The organism is Clostridium sediminicola (assembly GCF_050402865.1).
Classification (GTDB): domain Bacteria; phylum Bacillota; class Clostridia; order Clostridiales; family Clostridiaceae; genus Clostridium_AF; species Clostridium_AF sediminicola.
On record NZ_BAABMF010000014.1, the window covers coordinates 72,209 to 93,571 of the forward strand.

The following is a 21,363-nucleotide window of genomic DNA, read 5'->3' on the forward strand; positions in this document are numbered from 1 at the left end:
TTGATTTTGAAACTTGGGTTTTTAACAGGAGCTTTAGAGAATATATCTTTTGAAGAAAAGATGAATTGGGCAAGTGAAGTAGGTTTTGATTGTGTGGAAGTTTCTTGTTGGCCACAAATGAATACAAGAGATTATTCTGCAAGTGACATAGATGTTGTTAAGCTTGATAACTATCATGCAGAGAATATTTTGCGATATCTTGACCAAAAGAATATTTCAATATCCTCTTTAGCATATTATGATAATAACTTACATGAAGATTTAAATTTAAGAAAGGGATATATTGAGCATTTAAAAAAAGTTATTGATGCAGCAGTATTATTAAATGTCGAATTAGTAGGAACTTTTGTGGGTAGAAACAGAGAGTTAAGTATAGAAGAAAATTTTAGAGAATTTAAAGAAGTTTTTTCTGATATATTGGAATATTCAGAGAAAAAGAAAATAAAAATCATGATTGAAAACTGCCCAATGCCAGGTTGGAGTGTGGATGGATTGGCAGGCACAATATCTTATTCTCCTGAACTTTGGGATGAGATGTTTAGGATTTTTCCTACAGAAAACTTTGGTTTAAATTATGATCCGTCGCATCTCATGTGGCTGGGAATTGATTATTTAAAAGCTCTAAAAGATTATAAAGATAGAATATTCCACATTCATGCTAAAGATGGAAAAGTAAATTTTAAAAACAAACATCAGTATAGTATATTTGGTAAGCAACTTGGAAAGAAAAATGGATTTGATATTGGTTGGGTTGATGCAAAAATTCCTGGTAAAGGAGAAATTAAGTGGGATGAGTTTTTTGATACAATTAGAGAAATTGGGTATGACGGAGTAATTAGTATAGAACATGAGGATCCGGAATATGAAGATAGCATAAAAAAATGTAAAGAAGGTATTTTATTTAGTAAAAATTACTTAGAAAAATTTATTAAATGAAATTGGAGGTGAACTATGACTATAAGAGTCGGTATAATAGGATGCGGTTCTATAGCAAGAGTTAGGCATGCACCAGAATATTTTAATAATCCTAATGCTGAAATAGTTGCTGTATTTGATTTGAATTTAAATAGAGCAGAGACTTTAGCTTCAAAATATGGATGTAAAGTTGTCGGAAGTTACATGGATATTATTAACGATGATTCCATTGATGCAATAAGTGATTGTTCCACCAATGAGATGCATCACATAATTACATCTACTGCACTTTTGAATAATAAAAGTGTTCTTTGCGAGAAACCTATGGCCATAAGTGTTGAAAATGCTCAAATTATTTTAGATGCAGAAAGTAAATCTAAAGGGATATTGATGCTAGATCATAATCAAAGACTAACAAAAGCTCATAGAAAAGTAAAAGAAATTTTGAAAAGTGGAGAACTAGGAAAGGTTATAACATTTAAAACATCTTTTGGTCATAAGGGTCCAGAGTATTGGGGTTCAGATAAAAGTAAAAAAACATGGTTTTTTAATAAAAAAAGATCTGTTTTAGGTGTAGCAGGAGATTTGGGAATTCATAAAGTTGATTTGATTAGATTTTTATTAGAGGATGATATTTCTGAAGTTAGCGCTATGGAAGGAAATCTTCATAAAACTGACGATAAAGGGAATCATATTGGTGTAAGTGACAATATGATATGTTTAATTAAAACAAAAAATGGTGTACTAGGTACTGCATCTTTTAGTTGGACTTACTATGGTGAAGAAGATAATAGTACTATAATATATTGCGAAAAGGGCGAAGTTAGAATTTATGGTGATTATGAAAACCAAATAGTTATAAATAAATTTGGTAGTGAAATAATAAAATATCAAATTGAAAAAATACAAACTAACGATAATCAAACGTCAACAGGAGTAATTGATGAATTTATTGAGAGTATCGTGGAAGGCAGAAAACCTGCTGTTACAGGGGAAGACGGAATAAAAGCATTAAGAGTTATTGAAGCAGCAATTAAATCGACAAAATTGAGAAAAAATGTTAAAGTGTAATTTGTTGAGAGTATATTTAGGCCGCATTCCCAATTGGGGAATGTGGTCTACTAAGTTTCAGAAGTATTTTCATCCTCAGAAGTTGTAATTGTAGATTCATTATCTACATGATGCTGAGTTTTAATAGATGTGACTATTGGTTTGATATCTATTAGTTCATCTGTATTAACGACAGTATTGTCATTATTATTTTGGATTTTTGTAATTATTGGCTTATTATCTTTGTCCACTAAAACTGATAAGCCAGCACAAACGCCATCATTTACAAATAGATAATTAACACCTGTTTCTTTATCCAAGATAATTTTGCAACTACTACTTTTGCCATCTGGGTAAATAGCAGAAAATCTTCTTTTTTTCTTTTTTCTAAACATAATTTCATCTCCTTCAAAAATTATTAAAATTTAATGTATAGATTTTCTTTTATAATCAGATAACAAATAGGTTCCATTAGACATATTTACATATACTAGTTTTCCATTGTTATCAAACATACTCCAATAAAGTCCTTTTTTTAGATAGCTAGTACTTTTTTCAATATATGCAACACTTATATCTGGTATGTGGGCTAATAATCCATTATCCATTACAATTGAAATTGCCTCATTTCTAGAGATATTTTTATCTAAATTAGTTTTATGGTATATCGTAGGTTTAAAATAGTTATTTTTAAAATCTAGCCATACAGCTATTTCATTCCCGGACTTATCATAACCAATAACTACAGTATAAGGTTTTTCGTTTTTTGTTTCAGGAATAGTATATTCGATTGATCTTACGATAGAAAGAATACCAGCATTAGTTACTGTTCTTTTGCATATTGGTTCATGAATGGTTTTGTTGTAAATTTTTCCACCAAAGTGGTAGCTAGTAAAAGAAAAAAATATTAATAGAATAATTAGTTTTGATAGTCTCTTTCTTGTTTTCCAAGTCATTTTAAATCCTCCCTAATTAATGCATCAAAATTAATTTATGTAAAAAAATTGTAATTAATATTATTTTATAGCCTTATTACTTGCATAACAAGCGTAAATGGAAAAAGTTACAAAAATGTTAAAATTACCTAAAAAAACAAGAAGGAGAACTATCCTTCTTGTTTTTTTATAGGTTTATTGATTTATTTCTAGTAATAGTAGTTAGCTGATAGATTATTTTTTTTGCACAGTGTTCTTAGTTTCTTCTTTAACTACTTTTTTATCAAAAACATTAATATACATTTGCTTAATTTCACTTATTAACGGGTATCTTGGGTTAGCACCTGTACATTGATCATCAAAAGCATTTTCACTCATTTTATCTAAAGTTGAATAGAACTTTTCTTCAGATACTCCAAATGCTTTTATTGTTGCAGGGATATCTACTTTAGTTTTTAATTCATCAATAGCTTTAATTAATAAATCTATTTTCTCATCATCGTTATTTCCACCAAGATTTAAGTAATCTGCAATTTTAGCATATCGCCATTTAGCATTTGGATATTTATATTGAGGAAATGCAGCTTGTTTTCTAGGATTATCTACTGCATTGAATTTAATAACTTCATTTATTAATAAAGCATTTGCAACTCCATGAGGTACGTGGTGTTCAGCTCCTAGTTTGTGTGCCATTGAATGACAAACTCCTAAGAAAGCATTTGCAAAGGCCATACCAGCCATTGTTGAAGCATGTGCCATTTTTTCTCTTGCTTTTATACTATTAGTTCCATTTTCATATGCTTCAGGAAGGTATTTAAATATCAATCTAATTGCTTCAAGAGCCATACCGTTAGTATACTCAGATGCTAATACTGAAACATAGGCTTCAATTGCATGAGTTAATGCATCGATACCTGAAGCTGAAGTTAAACCTTTTGGCATATTCATCATAAGTTCTGCATCAATAATAGCCATATCAGGAGTTAATTCATAATCAGCTAAAGGATATTTTGTTCCCGTTTTTTCATCTGTAATTACAGCAAATGGAGTAACTTCAGAACCAGTACCAGCTGATGTCGGAATTGCAACCATAGTAGCTTTTTCACCTAAAGTAGGGAATTTGTAAACTCTTTTTCTAATATCCATGAATCTCATTGCTAAATCTTCAAATCTCACTTCTGGGTGTTCATACATAACCCACATAATTTTTGCAGCATCCATTGGTGAACCGCCGCCTAATGCAATTATCGTATCTGGTTTGAATATAGCCATTTCGTCTGCACCTTTTTTAGCTGTTGCTAACGTAGGGTCAGGCTGTACATCAAAGAATACTTTAAAATCTATATCAACTTCTTCGAGCACTTTAGTAACCATGTCTACATAGCCAAGGTCGTAAAGAACTTTATCTGTAACAATAAATGCTTTTTTCTTACCCATATCTTTTAATTCTTTAAGAGCTACAGGAAGACAACCAAATTTGAAATAAACTTTTTCTGGAACTCTAAACCAAAGCATGTTTTCTCTCCTCTCAGCAACACTTTTTATATTAAGAAGGTGTTTAACACCAACATTTTCAGAAACTGAGTTTCCACCCCATGAACCACAACCGAGAGTTAATGAAGGAGCTAGTTTAAAGTTATATAAATCTCCGATAGCACCTTGAGAAGATGGCATATTGATAATTGTTCTTCCTGTTTTCATAGTTGCGCCGAATTTTGCAATTCTATCTCCACACTTCAATTGATCAGTGTATAGTGAAGAAGTATGCCCAAATCCGCCTAATTCAACAAGTCTAGCAGCTTTCTTTAATGCTTCATCAAAAGTTGAAACTTTATACATTGCTAAAACAGGAGAGAGTTTTTCATGTGAGAATGGTTCCTCCAGTTCAACTGATTTTACTTCTCCGATTAAAACTTTTGCAGTTTCTGGAACTTTTACACCTGCCATTTCAGCAATTTTAAATGCTGATTGACCAACTATATTTGCATTTAATTTTCCATCTATAACAATTACTTTTCTTACTTTATCTGCTTCATCTTTCTTTAAAATATAAGCGCCTCTTTCCAAAAATTCTTTTTTAACTTCTTCATAAATGCTATCCATAACTAGTACTGATTGTTCAGAAGCACAGATTACTCCATTATCAAATGTTTTTGACATGAGTACTGAGTTAACTGCCATTTTGATATGAGCAGTTTCATCTATGATTGCTGGTGTATTACCAGCTCCAACACCTATTGCAGGTTTACCAGAAGAATATGCTGCTTTTACCATCCCAGGACCACCAGTTGCTAAAATAATATCAGATTCTTGCATTACGATGTTTGAAAGTTCAACAGATGGTTTATCTATCCAACCAATTATATTCTTAGGAGCACCAGCATTTACAGCGGCTTCTAAAATAACTTTAGCGGCTTCAATAGTACAATTAGTTGCTCTAGGGTGAGGAGAGAAGATAATAGCATTTCTAGTTTTTAAAGATATTAATGCTTTGAATATAGCAGTAGAAGTAGGATTTGTTGTTGGTATTATAGCTGCAACTACGCCTATAGGTTCTGCTACTTTTTGAATTCCAAATGCTTTATCTTTCTCTATAACTCCACATGTTTTTGAATCTTTATATTGATTATAGATATATTCTGAAGCAAAGTGGTTCTTTATAACTTTATCTTCAAGAATACCCATACCTGTTTCTTTTACGGCTATTTTAGCTAATTTGATTCTGGCATTATTTGCAGCCATAGCAGCTTGTCTAAAGATTTCATCAACCTTTTCTTGAGAATAAGTTGAGAATTCTTTTTGAGCCTCTTTAATTTGATCCATTCTAATTTTTAGTTCTTCCACATTTGTAACTTTCATAAAATCACTCCTTAGAATATTTTTGTTTCTAACTCATAAACATATTATTATCAAAATTGATTTATTTCATTCAAATTGTTTGTTAATCATTTAACAATTATAATTATAAAACTATGTTAAAAATTTGTCAATACATTATAAGAAAAAAAATCAAATATATTTATGGATTTTAGGGTTTGCTAATATATAATTCTTGATAATCATATGTTAATACGTTGATAAATGCTGATTTGATGCAGTTTCAGATGGGGGGATCACTTGGGTGTTATGTAAAGAATGAAACTTTCTAGTTTTTTTTCTATTTTGCCTAACATGGAAAATAGAAGCGTTTAAAAGGTAAAAAATAGATTTGAATGTAACTGTTTACAATACAGATTGACAAAAAAATAACATTAGAATTAAAAATAAAGTATGATTTAACCGCAAAAAAGTGATTTGAGCTAAATTGCTTTTGTATTTAAAATAAATTATATATCATAAATGAGTATGCACTAACGATATATTATGTATTAGTATATGTAGTATTTTTAAAGGTTAAGAGAATAATATGATATAATGGAGTTGAATTTTAACTTGAACAATTTGGATGAAGAGGTGAATTATATGTACTTAAGATTATTTGTAATAGCGATATTTCCAGGTATTGCATTAGCTTTGGCAGCATATCTAACGGATAGATTTGATAGAGAACCTGTGAAACTTTTAGGAAAGGTATTTTTATTTGGTGCACTATCCGTAATTCCTACTGCTGCAATTGAGGGTGTTTTATCATACTTTAATATTTTTATAGGTGTTTTGAGAGTGGCTTTTACAGCTTTTATTGTGGCGGGATTTACTGAGGAATTTATTAAAAGAGAAGTAGTAATGAGATTGGCTTATAAAAATCCTGCATTTGATGAAAAATTGGATGGAATAATTTATGCAGTATTTGCATCTCTTGGTTTTGCCACAGCTGAAAATGTAATTTATGTGGTTTTTAGATTTGCTACTAATCCTTATGTTGGAATATCAAGAGGAATATTTTCTGTACCAGCACATATGCTATTTGCAATTACGATGGGATATTACTTGTCATTAGCAAAGTTTTGTATTTATCCTAATCTTTGTAAAGCTTATTATAGAAAAGCATTAACAGTTCCGTTGGTCTTACATGGAATTTTCGATTTTATTCTTATGCTTGGAAATGGATATATGTTTTTGGTTTTTATTCCTTTTGTAATATATCTATGGATAATAAATTTAAGAAAGTTAAATGAGTACTATAGAGACTCTAAAAACAGAGCCTCTAAAATATAGAAATGATTAACAATATTTCATTCTTTGAATATAGTATATTATAAAGTTCTTCTCAGTTAACTAGGATTTAGGTGGGAAGGATTTTTTCATGCTTTTTATTCTTTACTCATTATGAATTTTGAAATTGATTTTATTTAACTATGTTGTATGATAAAATTTAACATAGAGGAACAAGACAATTTAGTTATTTTGGCATTAATAAGAAGATTCTTTTAAATATATAATCATAATATCTTAGAGAAAGTTTCTACATAGTTCAAGAGTGATAAGTAAAAAATAAAGATATAAATTAACATTATAATAAATTAGTTTAACCTATTGGAGGTAATTTGTGAATAATATATTAAGTGAAATACTTGATGGGATTTATGATGCTGTGATAGTTGTTAATAGAGAAGGAAAAATTGTGTATTTAAATAATAAGGCAGAAAGAATTCTCAAAGTAGAGAAAAAATTGTGTAAAGGAGCTTTTATTGAAGCAATAGTTCCAAATACTAGGCTTTATTATGTTATGGAATCTGAAATAGAAGAAATTAATGAAGAACAAGATTTTAATGATGTAAAAGTTATTACTTCACGTAAACCATTATTTAATGAATGTGGTAAAGTAACAGGAGCATATGCAGTTTTTAGAGATGTCACTGAAGTTAATGAGCTATCGTCAAAAATAAATTCTCTTCAGGAGATTCACGAGCTATTTGAATCGATTTTATATAACACGTATGATGCAATTAATGTGGTTGATGAGAAAGGTATTTGTGTGTATATAAATCCAGCTTATACAAAAATGACTGGAGTTACTGAAGAAGAAACAATAGGTAAACCAGCTACTATTGATCTTGTTAAATCAGAAAGTGTACACATGAAGGTTCTAAAAACCCAAAAAGCATTAGAAGGTGAAGTAGTTTATGTAGGATCGCAAAAGAGAGAAGTTGTAGTTGATTGTGCTCCAATTTTTATAGGTAATAAATTAAGGGGGAGCGTAGCTGTTGCTCACGATAAAACAGAAATAAATAGGTTAATAAAGGAATTAAAACAAGCAAAAAAGAAAATTTTTGATCTTGAAGCTAAGTATACCTTTGAAGATATTATTGGCAAAAATCAAAAATTACTAGCAGCTATTGAAAAAGCTAAAAATGCTGCAAAGACGCCTGCTAGTATATTTCTCAATGGAGCTAGTGGAACAGGAAAGGAACTTTTTGCTCATGCTATACATAATGCATCTAATAGAGTATATGGTCAGTTTGTGAGGGTGAACTGTTCAGCACTTCATGAAGATTTATTAGAAAGTGAACTTTTTGGTTATGAAGAAGGTGCATTTACAGGAGCAAAAAAGGGAGGAAGAAAAGGACTTTTTGAACAAGCAAATGGAGGGACCATTTTCCTTGATGAAGTTGGAGATATTTCTTTAAAAACTCAAGCTAAAATATTGAGAGTATTACAGGAAAAAGAAGTAAGAAGAATAGGTAGTAATATTACAGTTCCTATTAACGTAAGAATAATTAGTGCTACTAATAAAATCTTGGAAGAACTTGTTGAAAAAGGGCAATTCAGAGAAGATTTGTACTATAGATTAAATGTTTTTCCTATATATTTGCCTTCACTGAAAGATAGAAAGGAAGATATTTTTGAATTATCCCTTGGAATTATAAAAAAGCTAAATGATGAATATGGTAGAAAAGTTAAGGGGATTTCTTTAGCGGCTAGAAAGATTTTAATTAATTACGAATGGGTTGGTAATGTTCGAGAGTTAGAGAATGTTATTGGTAGAGCAATGATAAATATGAATAGTAGCGATGAAATAATTTATCCTGAACATGTACGACATATTAATGTACATAGAGAAAATGATCATCAGAGTACAAACCTATTGGATACACTTCAAGGTGATTCATTAAAAGAAATAATTGAAGATGCTGAGAAAAGATATATTGAATCTTTGTTAAAAAAGAATAATGGTAACAAAACAAAAACGGCATTAGAGCTGAAAATATCACTTAGAAATTTATACTACAAGGTAGAAAAATATAAATTGTAATCGAATTATAAAAACATTATTAAGATAAATAAGAGATGAACTAGTAAATGCAAAATATTGCATGATATATATGTTATTTGCAATATTTTGCATGCAAATTATTGCTAAAAAAATAATAAAATAATGTAGTATAGTTAAAAATATAGCCATATTAACATATTGTTAATATGGCATAATTATTGCTTTTATGTATTATGAAAATAAAAGGAAATCTATTTTTATTAAGCTTAATTTATACTTGTATCAAAATTTTACTAAAGTTTACAAACCTAAAAATTTAAGGGGGAGTCAAATTGAAAATTTTTGATTATTTAGAGAAATATGATTATGAGCAATTAGTATTTTGCCAAGATAAAAAAACAGGATTAAAAGCAATAATTGGAATTCACGATACAACGTTAGGACCAGCACTTGGTGGAACAAGAATTTGGGATTATAAGTGTGAAGAAGATGCAATTCTTGATGTTTTAAGATTATCAAGGGGAATGACGTACAAAAATGCTGCTGCAGGATTAAATCTTGGAGGTGGTAAAACAGTAATCATAGGAGATCCTGATAAAATTAAAAGTGAAGAATTTTTTAGGACTTTTGGAAGGTATGTGGAAGGTTTAAATGGTAGATATATAACAGCTGAAGATATGAATACAACAACAGACGATATGGAATATATTCATGAAGAAACAGATGCTGTTGTTGGTCTTAGAGGCAAAAGTGGAAATCCGTCCCCAGTAACTGCTTTCGGGGTATATAAAGGAATTCTTGCAGGTTGTAAAAGTGTTTATGGAACCGAAGATCTGACTGGAAAAGTTATTGCTGTACAAGGACTTGGTGCTGTTGGTTATACATTGTGCAAGTACCTTTATGAGGATGGAGCTAGATTAGTTGTTACTGATATTAAAAAAAGTAATATTGAAAAAGTAGTTAAAGATTTTGGTGCAAAAGCAGTTGAACCTGATGAAATATATTCTGTTGAGTGTGATATTTATGCACCTTGTGCTATGGGAGCAGTTATTAATGATTTTACTATTGAGAAATTAAAATGTAAAATTGTTGGAGGTGCTGCAAATAATGTTTTAGCAGAAGAAAAACATGGAGATATGCTAGGGGAAAAAGGAATTTTATATATTCCGGATTTCATAATCAATGCTGGTGGTGTAATAAACGTTTATGAAGAAATAAATGGATATAATCGTGAAAGAGCTTTAAAAAAGGCTGCTAAAGTTTATGATAATGTTACAAAAGTAATTGAAATAGCAAAAGAAGAAAATATACCAACATATAAAGCTGCAGATAGACTTGCAGAAAAAAGGATTGAAGCTATTAAGAATGTAAATTCAATATATTTAAGATAAAACAAAATGCGGAGATTGGTCCGCATTTTATTTTTATTGCCCACAAAAGGTTCTATAATCAATATCTTTTAAAAAATTGTTTAGAATAATAATACTGATTGAAAGCGATAGGACTGTTGCAAAGAAAAATCCAAGTCCATAATAGTTTTCGCCTAAATGAATTGTTAGTGAAGTAAATAAAATATTTGAAATCAAAAAACAACTCGATACTATCAAAGTACCTATTTTATCCTCAAAATATAACATTATTAACATAAAGATAAGAGTGAAGATATTAGCATAAGCTCCAAGAGATAAGATAATAAAAATATTTAAAGAATCTTTAGTTAAACCAACTTTAGGTAAAAGTAGTAATCCAATAAAAATCAAAATAAAGGATATTAAAAATTGAAGGTTCATCATATTTTTTATTTCATGCCACAGTATATAGAGCATATCTTTTTGTGAATTTTCTATTTCGGTGAGATTACCACCCTCTGTAATATTAGAATAGTAATCTCTATATTTTTCATAAAATGATGTTTCTATAGATACTATAAAAATCACCATTGCAGGCATAGCTGTAAAGAATGCATAAAAAGTTGGTACATCATAAATTGGTGCATAAATATACGTATCTGCTACTGTATGACCAATAGGACTTAACCAAAACAAGAAATTATGTACATATAAAGATACTGTATAAAATAAGTTTATAAAGAATAGTATTTTGTATTTATTAAAATAAGATAAGAATTCAAAATAATTTGCTTTGGCTATGGAAGCTGAAGTATGAGTTTGTCTAAAAAAGCTTTTTATATAACCCATTAAAGTTGAGATTATGATAAAAACTCCGATATTTATAGCAGTAAGATATGAAATTACAGTTCCTAGTTTAATGAAATTTACTAAAACTAGCGCAGAAATCACAGCTAAAATCAAACCATATAAAAATCCTTTAACTATTTTTATATAATCTTTTAAAGCTGTTAAATATACTGCCTGCATCCACATGATTGTTAACTGCATATATAGCGTATAAGTAATAAACTTAAGCGAAATGCTTAGTGGAGACATTATAAAAAATATTATAGCAGGTATAGATGCAAATACAAGACTTAAAGAAATAACCCCATAGAATGATGGGAGTATTTTATCAAATTCTTTATTGTAAAGTTTATCAGACACATATCTAGTTATAACCATGGAAAAGCCACTTGTAGCAATTTGAGAGAATATAAAAGAGTAAATTACAGATGCAAGGAATAATTGATAATTTAAATAAGAAACTTTTTTATATTCCATAATTAATTGCATGGAAGTTATCATTAGTGTACATATTAAAAAAGGACCTAAAGTTACAATGAATGAATAAAGATATCCTCTTAAATTTACTAAAAAACCTCTGTCTTTAAATAGTTTTTTTAATTCAAATCCTATTCCTGCCATAGAAATTCGTCCTTTCAATATCATAGTAAACTTTTTTATAGCTACTTATTAAATCTTCTTTTTTATAAAAACTTGTAACTCTTTTATATCCTATTTCGCCCATTTGTTTCCTTAAATCAGGGTTTTCAGAAAGTTTTATAATTGCTTCAGCTAATTTTTGATAATTCATTACAGGAGTTATGAAACCACATTTACCTAAAGTATCATATTCTTCATTACCATATAAAAGTTCTCTACAACTACCAACATCTGTAGCTACACATGGTATTTTACATGCTAAACTTTCTAAGATTACAAGTGGCTGTCCTTCACTAATACTACTTAACACGGTGATATCCATTTTCCCAATGTAGTCTTTAACATTTACTCTTCCTGTAAAAGTAATGTCTTTTAGTCCTACCATATTAATGAATTTTACACATTCATCATAATAGTCTTCATCCTCGTCAGTTGGGCCCATTAAAAAAAATTTTGCATTTGGTATTTCATTTTTTACAATGGTAAAACTTTGAATCATTGTTTTGATATCTTTAATAGGAACGATGCGAAGTATAGCCCCTATATTAATATTTGGATCCTTTAAAGATTTTTTATTTATATTATTAAAAGCATCAGCATTTACTGCGTTTGGTATAACAGAAATTTTATCTTTATCACAACCTAAATCTATTTCAATCTCTTTGTTTTTGCTATGAATCGTAGTTACCTTTGTAGATTCATTGTAAGCACATCTTGATAGATTATAGAAAAATCTTATCCACATATCTTTGAAATAGCCTTTTACCCAATTAGATTTTATTATTTCTTCTTCTCTTTCTCGAGTATAAATTCCATGTTCAGTTAGTAAAAATGGTTTATTGTATATGATTTTACCCATGGATCCAATAATACCAGCGTAACCTGTAGCAACACTGTGATAAATATCAGCTTTAGGTAAATCTTCTCGAACTAAATAAAATAAAGGCATTAGCATAGAATGAACCATCCAAAAGAATTCATTAAATGGAAGAAGATTATATTTTGATCTGTATGCATTTTTTACAATGTTGAAGAAATCTTTACTTACAAAGAAATCATCAATACTTTTGATTTTACCTTTATGGATAAGTTTTATTAATGAGGACCAATCAAAATCATCTCCAGTTATTAAAGATTCAATTGATGAATTAGAATTCTTACCCAAATTATAATGCTTGCCAAATGAACCTTTTTTCTTTATATAGCTTTCAAGGAAAAGTTCTTTTACTTCAATAACATTTGGTGGCAATTCATATTTATAATTTCCTTTAAATTTTTCTTCTGCGGCTATTGCATATATTATAAACTGGTGTTCTTCCATGTTTGTTATTAAAGTCTGTATCCATGAAGATACACCTCCAGTTATAAAAGGGTAACTTCCTTCGGCAATTATACATATTTTCATAATTTCACCTACTTATAGATTGTCTGTATTAAATTTTTGTTTTAAGTATATTAAACTCAATATAAATAACTATTTTAAAGAAAGAGTAAATTTGGACCCTTTTGCTTTAATTAGATAAGTATTTTCGTATAATTTTTTTACTTCACACCCTTTTTGTTTAGTTATTTTCTTTTGGGTAGTAAATATAAAACTTATATTTTCTCTAAAATTATCAATTACTATAGATATTTCATTCTCAGATTTTTTTATATAAGGCTGGAATTCGATGAATTTTTTTGTCTCGTAAACAGCCTCAGAACCTGTGCAATTATTAAGCCATGGATATCGTTTGTGAGGTAGTGCTAAGATAGAATTAAACTCTTCAGACAACATCTTCCATGTTTTGCCAGATGCTCTTTCTATGTCTAATATATCATCAGGGTGAATGAAATGAGAAAAAACTCCTAGGCTAGAAACTCCGTTGATAGTACTCCATAAATACTCTTCATCATAATGATAGCCAGATGTTAATCTAGGAAACTCTATTATACCATCTTTTAATTCAAATTCTTGTTCATAAGCATCTCCGGAAGCTTCTTGAATATAAACACCAGCTATCATCTTTAAATTAGGCATTGCTTTAATCAATGCATTTCTACCCATAGGACTTAAAACATTTGAAGGTGGTACATAAACTGATAAATTATATTTACTAAATACAGAGTGAGCAAATGAAGTAACTTCTTTTATTGCTAAAACCATATCATCTTCTGATGCCCATGGGTTGTATCCTAAATCTTCTTTTATATAACCTTCAGGTGCTAAGCTTTGATGGTTATAGCCATGGATTCCTAATTCACCACCTAGTTCGAGAAGCTCTTTCCCATAGATAGCTAAACTTTCTTTACCTTTTTTGGAATCAATATCATTAAAAGGTGGAGTTACTTTATTGCTATAATTCTGAATAATTAAACCTGTGTATTTCAAATCATAATTAAAACCAAATTTTTGAATGTCAGGCCACCAAACTTCTCTATAGAAATCTTTTGTTGTTATATTATACTCTTCTTTTATAGAGGGGCTAAACCCTTCAGGCACTGGAGCTGGAAAATCATCGATAAAATTAACTTCAGTATTAATAATTGGATAAATGAAATCATCATTTAAAAATGATAGTGAACCAGTGATAAGCCCTCTATTTATTTTTTCTGTTAACATAGTACCGTTAAAAAATACAATTTTTCCATTACCATAATCTATGTCCCATAACAAGGGAGTTCCATCAATAGATTTTGCATGAAGATTAGCACTTTCTGTTAGTGTCACATTTAGTGATGAATTCTCTATAAAATCCTCTTTTATTTGTGTACCTTTAGAGTTTAATAGTATATTATCAAGTAAATTAATACCAGGAGTATCAACTAAATAGTTTGTATTTTCAATTCCTAAAATATTTTCATGTTTTAGCAAAAAATCAGTTTCTACAGGTCGTATTGCTAATAACCATCTACCGCCATTCTTAACGTAATCAAATAATAAAGGAAATTTAGGAGAGCTTTCAAAATATTCAAAGGTAGTTATGATATTCTCGTATTTATTGAAGTTTATATTATCTAACTCAGCTATTTCAACAATATCAGTATCTATTTTATAATAATCTAACATTTTTCCAATATTATCTTTAGTGGGTACACTACTCAAATCGTTGGTGTCATAAATAAGTAGATATTTTTGTTTTTCAAAACCTTCAGGTATTTCAATTTTTTCTGAGTCTATTTCAGTTATAAACTGGTTTGTATTGCGAAACAAATTAAATAAAATATCAGATCTTGTAAATTGAATAACTGCAGCAGCAAAAAGTAAACATATAATTATCAAAGCAATATTTTTTTTCATTATTTTTTTTCCTCTCTAGTCCAAAATCTAACAATATTTAACCCTTCATTAGAAAGTTGTATTGGAGAATCCATTAAGGCTTTTAAATATTTATTAAAAGTTTTTTTATCACCTAATTTAAAATATGTTTTTAAGTACATCAAATAAGGTTTTTCAGTATTGGGGTAATTATTAAAAAAATCTTCACAATATTTCTCTGCAATATAAAAATTATTTAATTCTAACTCGTTATCAATTTTATCAATATAATATTTATCATACTTTGTATAACGATTCAGGATAGACGTAAGCAATTCTGATATTAATACCCTATATTTGAAAACATTTTGTTCATCTAATAAACCGCTATCAACGTATTTTTTTAAAATATTATAGTAAGGGATAGTAATGTTTAGATTTTCCTTATCAGATTCATACTTTACTGAATACTCTTGAATCATAATATTAAAACTATTTTTTATTTGTAAAATTGCAGTTGCAGCATAATGAGTTGTTTCTGTATCTTCATCTTCTAATGCTTTTTTTATCACATCTATATGTTTAGTAGGGTCCTTCTTTAAAATATTTATGACTAGAGATCTTTTGATTTTATTTTCGTTTACTATTAGCGCATCTTCCATTGGAACCAAATTAATTTCATTTTCTGTAGAAGGTTTTTTCCTTTTCCATTTATAAACGTTGCCTTTTATATACTTTTCATAACTTTCTAGAATAGTTTCTGAGTCTCTTGAAAGAATGGAAAATAGTCTGGAAAAAATAACATATAGTGTACCTATTATTGGAATGAAAAGTGATACAAAAAAATTATAGGATGTTTCAGGTGTTCTTTTTAGTATTAATAAAACTAACATAATCAATACAGAAATTATATATGGAAATAACAAAATAGTTAAGAATGATGGATTATTCATTTTTTGACTCCTTTACTATCTTAGATAAATATCCTTTTTCTTTCAATCTATTGATTACCAAATAAGCATTTGATTCTGAAATGTTATGGAGTATTGCAATTAAATTTCCTTTATAATCTAAGCCGATTTTATCTGTAACTCTGAAAACTGTCTTTGTGTTTTTATAGAAACTTTCCATAGTATCTCTTGATGTGATTTTCAAAATCACATAGTTAATATTATATTTTTCTTTTCTAGATTTTGCAGTATGGTATGCTTCTTTAAAATTTTCTGGAGTTAATATTTCAGTACCATAAATATATTTTTCTGGCAATAATACTTTTTCATATTCATAAGCTCTTTTTAGTGAATTACTAATAAGGTTAACTACTGTTACAAATAAATTTTCATAATACAAAGTTAAATTTTCAAATTTAAAGTCATAGATAGATATAATTGCATAAACCTTTCCATCTTGAACTAGAGGATAAGACATTATAGGCTGATTTTTATCTAAATTTCTATTGATGTATAGTTTTTTTTCATTTATAATAGATTTTAAAATTTTATTACTTGCAACACTTTGAGAAACAGGTAATGAGTATTTAATATTCATACTTTTAACTTTTAATCGAAGGTAAGTTTCTTTTTGATCTAATATATATATGGATACCATATTAGTATAAAGAAGCTTTTCAATAACATCTATTGAAGATTCAAATATTTCTTCAGCTTTTAAAGTTTCGAGTTTTTGAGTAATATCGAATAGTTTTGTAAAGCTATCTTTAGAATTTATTATTTGACTTTCAAGTTCTTCTTTAACATAAAGAGTATCTTTATAAAGAGCTTTTAAAAAATTATATTTTTCGTTGACGTTATCTAGTTCTAATTCTTTAGAGTATAATTTTTTTTCATTCTTACTGATAAAATACCCAGTAAGACCTCCGAGAATTATGTAAAAGGATATGTGGATCAGATGTTTTGAATCATACATCAGAGCTACAATGCTACCACCTAATATAAAGAAATTAACTAAGTATAGGATAACGGAAAAAATTACAGACAAAATTCCTTGTGTAGTACCATAAATGACAGCAATTATAACTATATATAGGAAATTATAATCTAAATATGAATTAAGAGCATTTTTGAAAATGCTAGGTATTTTAATGTTTAGAGCTAGTAGTACCATGAAGATTAAACAGTTCTCTATTAAAGGAAGATACTCTTTGTTAACTTTGAATTTTTTCTTCTTATTTTTGATTTTTTTTGAAGAAGCTTCTTTGTTTTTTATAAATAACTCTTTATAATATTCAAAAGTTTTATGTATGCCTTCTTCAAAGGTATATTTTATATTAAATCTCAACTTACTTTTAAGTAATGAATTATCAACTCGAGAATGATGAATTTCTTTATTAGGAGTCTCCTGATATGTTACTTGTGATGTATGACCTAAATTAGAAATATTATCGCATACTTCTTTTAATGATAAATCTGTATTGCTAGAAACATTCATAACTCCTGTTTCATTAGATAGTGCTGCCATATAAATTGCCATACAAGCATCGGTAACATATATATAATCACTTTTTTTAGATTCAGAACCTGGAATCGTTAAAGATTCTTTATTGAAATTACTTTTTATTAATTGACTTATATAACTACCCTCGCAAGAAAGAGATTGTCTAGGTCCGTAGACAGTTGATAATCTTAAAGATAAAGTATCAAGATTATATAATTCTTTCCATTTTCTACAATAATACTCACCTATAAATTTACTCATTGCATATGGCGAAGATGGATTTTTAGGGTTATTTTCTTTAAAAGGTAAATTATCAGTTTCTGCATAGACACTGGCTGAAGAAGCAAAAATAAACTTTTTAACTTTGTATTCAGCAGAAAGATTTAGTATATTTGTTAAACCCAATAAATTTGTTTTAGAATTTTCATATGGGTTATTTATAGAGTCTATGATATCTGCATGAGCTGCTAGGTGGATAACTAAATCAAATTTATGAGTTTTAAAAATTTCATTACAATGTTGGCTTTCAACAGATTCTTTATAAAACTTATATTTAATTTTGAGATTATCCAAGGTGCCAGTTGATAAATTGTCTATTATGTATATCTTGTGGCCTTCTTTAGAGAATCTTTCTGCTAAATGTGATCCTATAAAGCCACATCCTCCTGTTATTAGAACTTTCATAAGTCCTCCTTTAAAAATTTAGTGTATATTATAGATATCTTAGTTCAATAATTAATTTATACATGTACCATAACTCATTAGTACCCGAGATTTTGGTACATGTATAAATTAAATTTCACGGTAGAATCTCTAGAAAATAATATGTTTAGCAAAAGTGCATAATTTAAATATTTCACTCAAGTTATTCAAAGATACTATAAAAAGAGAAAAATACAAGATTATGCACCAAAAGGATTATATATGCGAAAACTTTGGGGAAATTAATGTTATTTAACAATACTTAATAAAATAGTATCAAATAAAGAGTTTAATATCAAATAAAAAATAGAAATTTGTAACAAGATATTGTGAAATTTTACTAAAAGAATGGAGAGTTTATACAGTATTTTTATTATTAATATTAATTCATCAAAGCTGCTTGGAATAGGTTAAATTTTATGTTAAAATCAAGTTTAAAGTGTTAGTAAATTAATTCAAATGTATAATTATACATCCACTGATATTTTAATAGGTGGGAAGAGGTATTAAGAAAAGGGATTGAATTAACTTTAGATAAATTAATGTTTATCTAAAAATTGTTGAGTTAGAGAAGGAGAGGAACAGTATGTATAAGATTCTGAAGAAAGAAGTTTTGGCACCAGAAATATATTTATTAGAAATTGAGGCGCCAAGGGTTGCGAAATCAGCGAAACCAGGTCAATTTATTATCGTAAAGACTGATGAAAAAGGTGAGAGAATTCCATTAACTATTTGTGATTATGATGCTGAAAAAGGATCAGTTACAATTGTGTTTCAAAAAATCGGAAAATCAACTTTAGAAATGACAAAATTTGAAGTTGGAGATTACTTCAGAGATTTTGTTGGACCTCTTGGTCAACCATCTGAGTTTATTGATGAAAATATTGAAGAATTAAAAAATAAAAAATTCTTGTTTATAGCTGGAGGAGTTGGAACGGCACCTGTATATCCTCAAGTTAAGTGGTTTGGCAAGAATGGAATTGATGTAGATGTAATTATTGGTGCAAAATCAAAAACTAATTTAATTTTAGAGGAAGAAATGGACAAGGTTGCTGGAGAAGTTTTTGTTGCAACAGATGATGGTTCTTATGGATTTCATGGGTTAGTTACAGATTTATTTAAAGATTTAGTTGACAATAAAGGTAAGAAATATGACCATGTAGTAGCGATTGGTCCTATGATAATGATGAAATTTGCAGCACTTACTACTAAAGCGTACAACATTCCTACAACAGTAAGCTTGAATCCAATTATGGTTGACGGAACAGGAATGTGTGGAGCATGTAGAGTAACTGTTGGAGATGAAGTTAAATTTGCATGTGTAGATGGTCCAGAATTTGATGGACACCTAGTAGATTTTGATGAAGCAATGAGAAGGCAAAGAATGTATAAAACTGAAGAAGGAAAAGCACAGTTAAAAGAAGAAGAAGGTGACACACACCATCATGGTGGATGTGGATGCGGAGGTGACCACTAATGGATAGAATGAAAAAAGTACCAGTTAGAGAACAAGCATCTGATATTAGAAATAAAAACTTTGATGAGGTTTGTTATGGTTATAATGAAGAAGAAGCAGTAATAGAAGCGTCTAGATGTTTAAATTGTAAAAAACCATTATGTGTTAAAGGCTGTCCTGTTAGTATAGATATACCGGGATTCATCCAACATGTTAAAAATAGAGAGTTTGAAGCAGCGGCAAAAGTAATTGCTAAATACAGTTCCCTTCCAGCAGTTTGTGGAAGAGTATGTCCACAAGAAACGCAATGTGAAGAAAAATGTGTTCTTGGTATTAAAGGGGAAGCAGTTGCAATTGGAAAATTAGAAAGATTTGTTGGAGATTGGTCTAGAGAAAATAATATAGAACTTGCTGAAACAGTAGAGAAAAATGGTAAGAAAATAGCAATTATAGGTAGTGGACCTGCTGGATTAACATGTGCAGGGGATTTAGCTAAAATGGGTTATGATGTAACGATATTCGAAGCATTACATGAAGCAGGTGGAGTATTAGTTTATGGGATTCCTGAATTTAGGTTACCAAAAGATACTGTAGTTAAAACAGAAATTGAAAATATCAAAAAGCTTGGCGTTAAAATTGAGACAAATGTAATAATTGGAAGAACTACTACTATAGATGAATTGATTGAAGAAGAAGGGTTTGATGCAGTATTTATAGGTTCAGGTGCTGGTCTTCCTAAATTCATGGGTATACCTGGAGAAAATGCTAATGGAGTTTTCTCATCTAATGAAATATTAACAAGAGTTAACTTAATGAAAGCTAATAGAGATGATTACCCAACACCAGTTAAAATTGGTAAAAAAGTTGCTGTTATAGGTGGTGGAAATGTAGCTATGGATTCTGTAAGAACTGCATTAAGATTAGGTGCGGAATCACATATAGTTTATAGAAGATCAGAAGAAGAGTTACCAGCAAGAGTTGAAGAAGTACATCATGCAAAAGAAGAAGGAGTAATAATGGATTTATTAACAAATCCATTAGAAATATTAGCTGATGAAGATGGATGGGTTTCAGGAATGAAATGTGTAAAAATGGAACTTGGAGAACCAGATGATTCTGGAAGAAGAAGGCCGAAACCTATAGAGGGATCAGAATTTATCATGGAAGTTGATACTGTAATAATGGCACTAGGAACATCACCAAATCCGTTGATATGTTCAACTACAGATGGACTTGATTTTAATAAATGGAAATGTGTTTGCGCAGATGAAGAAACAGGAAGAACAGCAAAGAATAAAGTATATGCTGGTGGAGATGTAGTGAGTGGTGCTGCGACTGTTATCTTAGCAATGGGAGCTGGAAAAGCTGCAGCTAAATCTATTCATGAAGATTTGAGTAAATAAATATTACAATGAATATAATCATAACTTTTATATTTTTAAATTATAAAAAAGATGACCTCAATAGTTTTTGAGGCATCTTTTTTTATTGAGCTATGTTTTAAAATACTTTTGATAACAACTTTGAATTGTTAACTGATAACTAAATAAGGTGGCATGAAAATTGCTCAAATCAAGTAGTGAAGTACAGGATTATTAATATTAAAGAATTGTATATGTAAA

General features: G+C 29.0%; 15 protein-coding genes. 7 read left to right on the top strand and 8 right to left on the bottom strand.

All coding sequences use genetic code 11. The features are described from left to right. Positions 1-6 precede the first annotated feature (6 nt). Positions 7-936: a sugar phosphate isomerase/epimerase family protein gene (locus ACQ3F0_RS19245; RefSeq protein ID WP_428867226.1), complete on the top strand. Its 930-nt coding sequence runs from the start codon at positions 7-9 to the stop codon at positions 934-936. 15 nt (positions 937-951) lie between these two features. Beyond that, positions 952-1,986: a Gfo/Idh/MocA family protein gene (locus tag ACQ3F0_RS19250; RefSeq protein WP_428867228.1), complete on the top strand. Its 1,035-nt coding sequence runs from the start codon at positions 952-954 to the stop codon at positions 1,984-1,986. Between the two features lie 50 nt (positions 1,987-2,036). On the opposite strand, the gene ACQ3F0_RS19255 is transcribed toward ACQ3F0_RS19250, so the two are convergent. The 3 genes from ACQ3F0_RS19255 to adhE all read right to left on the bottom strand — a co-directional run bounded on the left by ACQ3F0_RS19255 (position 2,037) and on the right by adhE (position 5,759). Continuing rightward, complete coding sequence (locus ACQ3F0_RS19255) at positions 2,037-2,360, bottom strand: DUF6440 family protein (RefSeq protein ID WP_428867230.1); 324 nt, start codon at positions 2,358-2,360, stop codon at positions 2,037-2,039. A gap of 30 nt (positions 2,361-2,390) precedes the next feature. Next, the gene (locus tag ACQ3F0_RS19260) at positions 2,391-2,921 is read right to left on the bottom strand and encodes a hypothetical protein (RefSeq protein ID WP_428867231.1); all 531 of its coding nucleotides are present in this window, start codon (positions 2,919-2,921) and stop codon (positions 2,391-2,393) included. A 213-nt stretch (positions 2,922-3,134) separates the two neighbouring features. Further along, on the bottom strand, positions 3,135-5,759 hold the full coding sequence (adhE, locus tag ACQ3F0_RS19265) for a bifunctional acetaldehyde-CoA/alcohol dehydrogenase (RefSeq protein ID WP_428867233.1): 2,625 nt from the start codon (positions 5,757-5,759) through the stop codon (positions 3,135-3,137). A gap of 603 nt (positions 5,760-6,362) precedes the next feature. On the opposite strand from adhE, the gene ACQ3F0_RS19270 reads away from it, so the two are divergent. The 3 genes from ACQ3F0_RS19270 (at position 6,363) to ACQ3F0_RS19280 (ending at position 10,445) form a co-directional block, all read left to right on the top strand. Then, a complete protein-coding gene (locus ACQ3F0_RS19270) occupies positions 6,363-7,055 on the top strand; it encodes a PrsW family intramembrane metalloprotease (RefSeq protein ID WP_428867235.1) in 693 nt (230 codons plus the stop codon). 331 nt (positions 7,056-7,386) lie between these two features. Further along, positions 7,387-9,093, top strand: a complete 1,707-nt coding sequence (locus ACQ3F0_RS19275) for a sigma 54-interacting transcriptional regulator (RefSeq protein ID WP_428867237.1) — start codon at positions 7,387-7,389, stop codon at positions 9,091-9,093. 293 nt (positions 9,094-9,386) lie between these two features. Next, positions 9,387-10,445 carry a Leu/Phe/Val dehydrogenase gene (locus ACQ3F0_RS19280; protein ID WP_428867239.1) on the top strand — a complete coding sequence of 353 codons (1,059 nt, stop codon included), beginning with the start codon at positions 9,387-9,389 and terminating at the stop codon, positions 10,443-10,445. A 33-nt stretch (positions 10,446-10,478) separates the two neighbouring features. On the opposite strand, the gene pelG is transcribed toward ACQ3F0_RS19280, so the two are convergent. From pelG to ACQ3F0_RS19305, 5 genes are all read right to left on the bottom strand, one after another. After that, positions 10,479-11,873, bottom strand: a complete 1,395-nt coding sequence (pelG, locus tag ACQ3F0_RS19285) for an exopolysaccharide Pel transporter PelG (protein ID WP_428867241.1) — start codon at positions 11,871-11,873, stop codon at positions 10,479-10,481. After that, positions 11,854-13,296, bottom strand: a complete 1,443-nt coding sequence (gene pelF / locus ACQ3F0_RS19290) for a GT4 family glycosyltransferase PelF (RefSeq protein WP_428867243.1) — start codon at positions 13,294-13,296, stop codon at positions 11,854-11,856. The genes pelG and pelF overlap by 20 nt, the downstream gene beginning before the upstream one ends. Before the next feature lie 69 nt (positions 13,297-13,365). Further along, positions 13,366-15,171: a DUF2194 domain-containing protein gene (locus tag ACQ3F0_RS19295; protein WP_428867245.1), complete on the bottom strand. Its 1,806-nt coding sequence runs from the start codon at positions 15,169-15,171 to the stop codon at positions 13,366-13,368. Beyond that, on the bottom strand, positions 15,171-16,082 hold the full coding sequence (locus tag ACQ3F0_RS19300; RefSeq protein WP_428867247.1) for a hypothetical protein: 912 nt from the start codon (positions 16,080-16,082) through the stop codon (positions 15,171-15,173). Before ACQ3F0_RS19300 ends, ACQ3F0_RS19295 begins: the two co-directional genes overlap by 1 nt. After that, positions 16,075-18,267 carry an NAD-dependent epimerase/dehydratase family protein gene (locus tag ACQ3F0_RS19305; RefSeq protein WP_428867249.1) on the bottom strand — a complete coding sequence of 731 codons (2,193 nt, stop codon included), beginning with the start codon at positions 18,265-18,267 and terminating at the stop codon, positions 16,075-16,077. The genes ACQ3F0_RS19300 and ACQ3F0_RS19305 overlap by 8 nt, the downstream gene beginning before the upstream one ends. A 604-nt stretch (positions 18,268-18,871) precedes the next feature. Between ACQ3F0_RS19305 and ACQ3F0_RS19310 the strand changes: the two genes are divergently transcribed. Both ACQ3F0_RS19310 and gltA read left to right on the top strand, forming a co-directional pair. Continuing rightward, positions 18,872-19,762: a sulfide/dihydroorotate dehydrogenase-like FAD/NAD-binding protein gene (locus tag ACQ3F0_RS19310; RefSeq protein ID WP_428867250.1), complete on the top strand. Its 891-nt coding sequence runs from the start codon at positions 18,872-18,874 to the stop codon at positions 19,760-19,762. Next, positions 19,762-21,144 carry an NADPH-dependent glutamate synthase gene (gltA, locus tag ACQ3F0_RS19315; protein ID WP_428867252.1) on the top strand — a complete coding sequence of 461 codons (1,383 nt, stop codon included), beginning with the start codon at positions 19,762-19,764 and terminating at the stop codon, positions 21,142-21,144. The genes ACQ3F0_RS19310 and gltA overlap by 1 nt, the downstream gene beginning before the upstream one ends. Positions 21,145-21,363 lie beyond the last annotated feature (219 nt).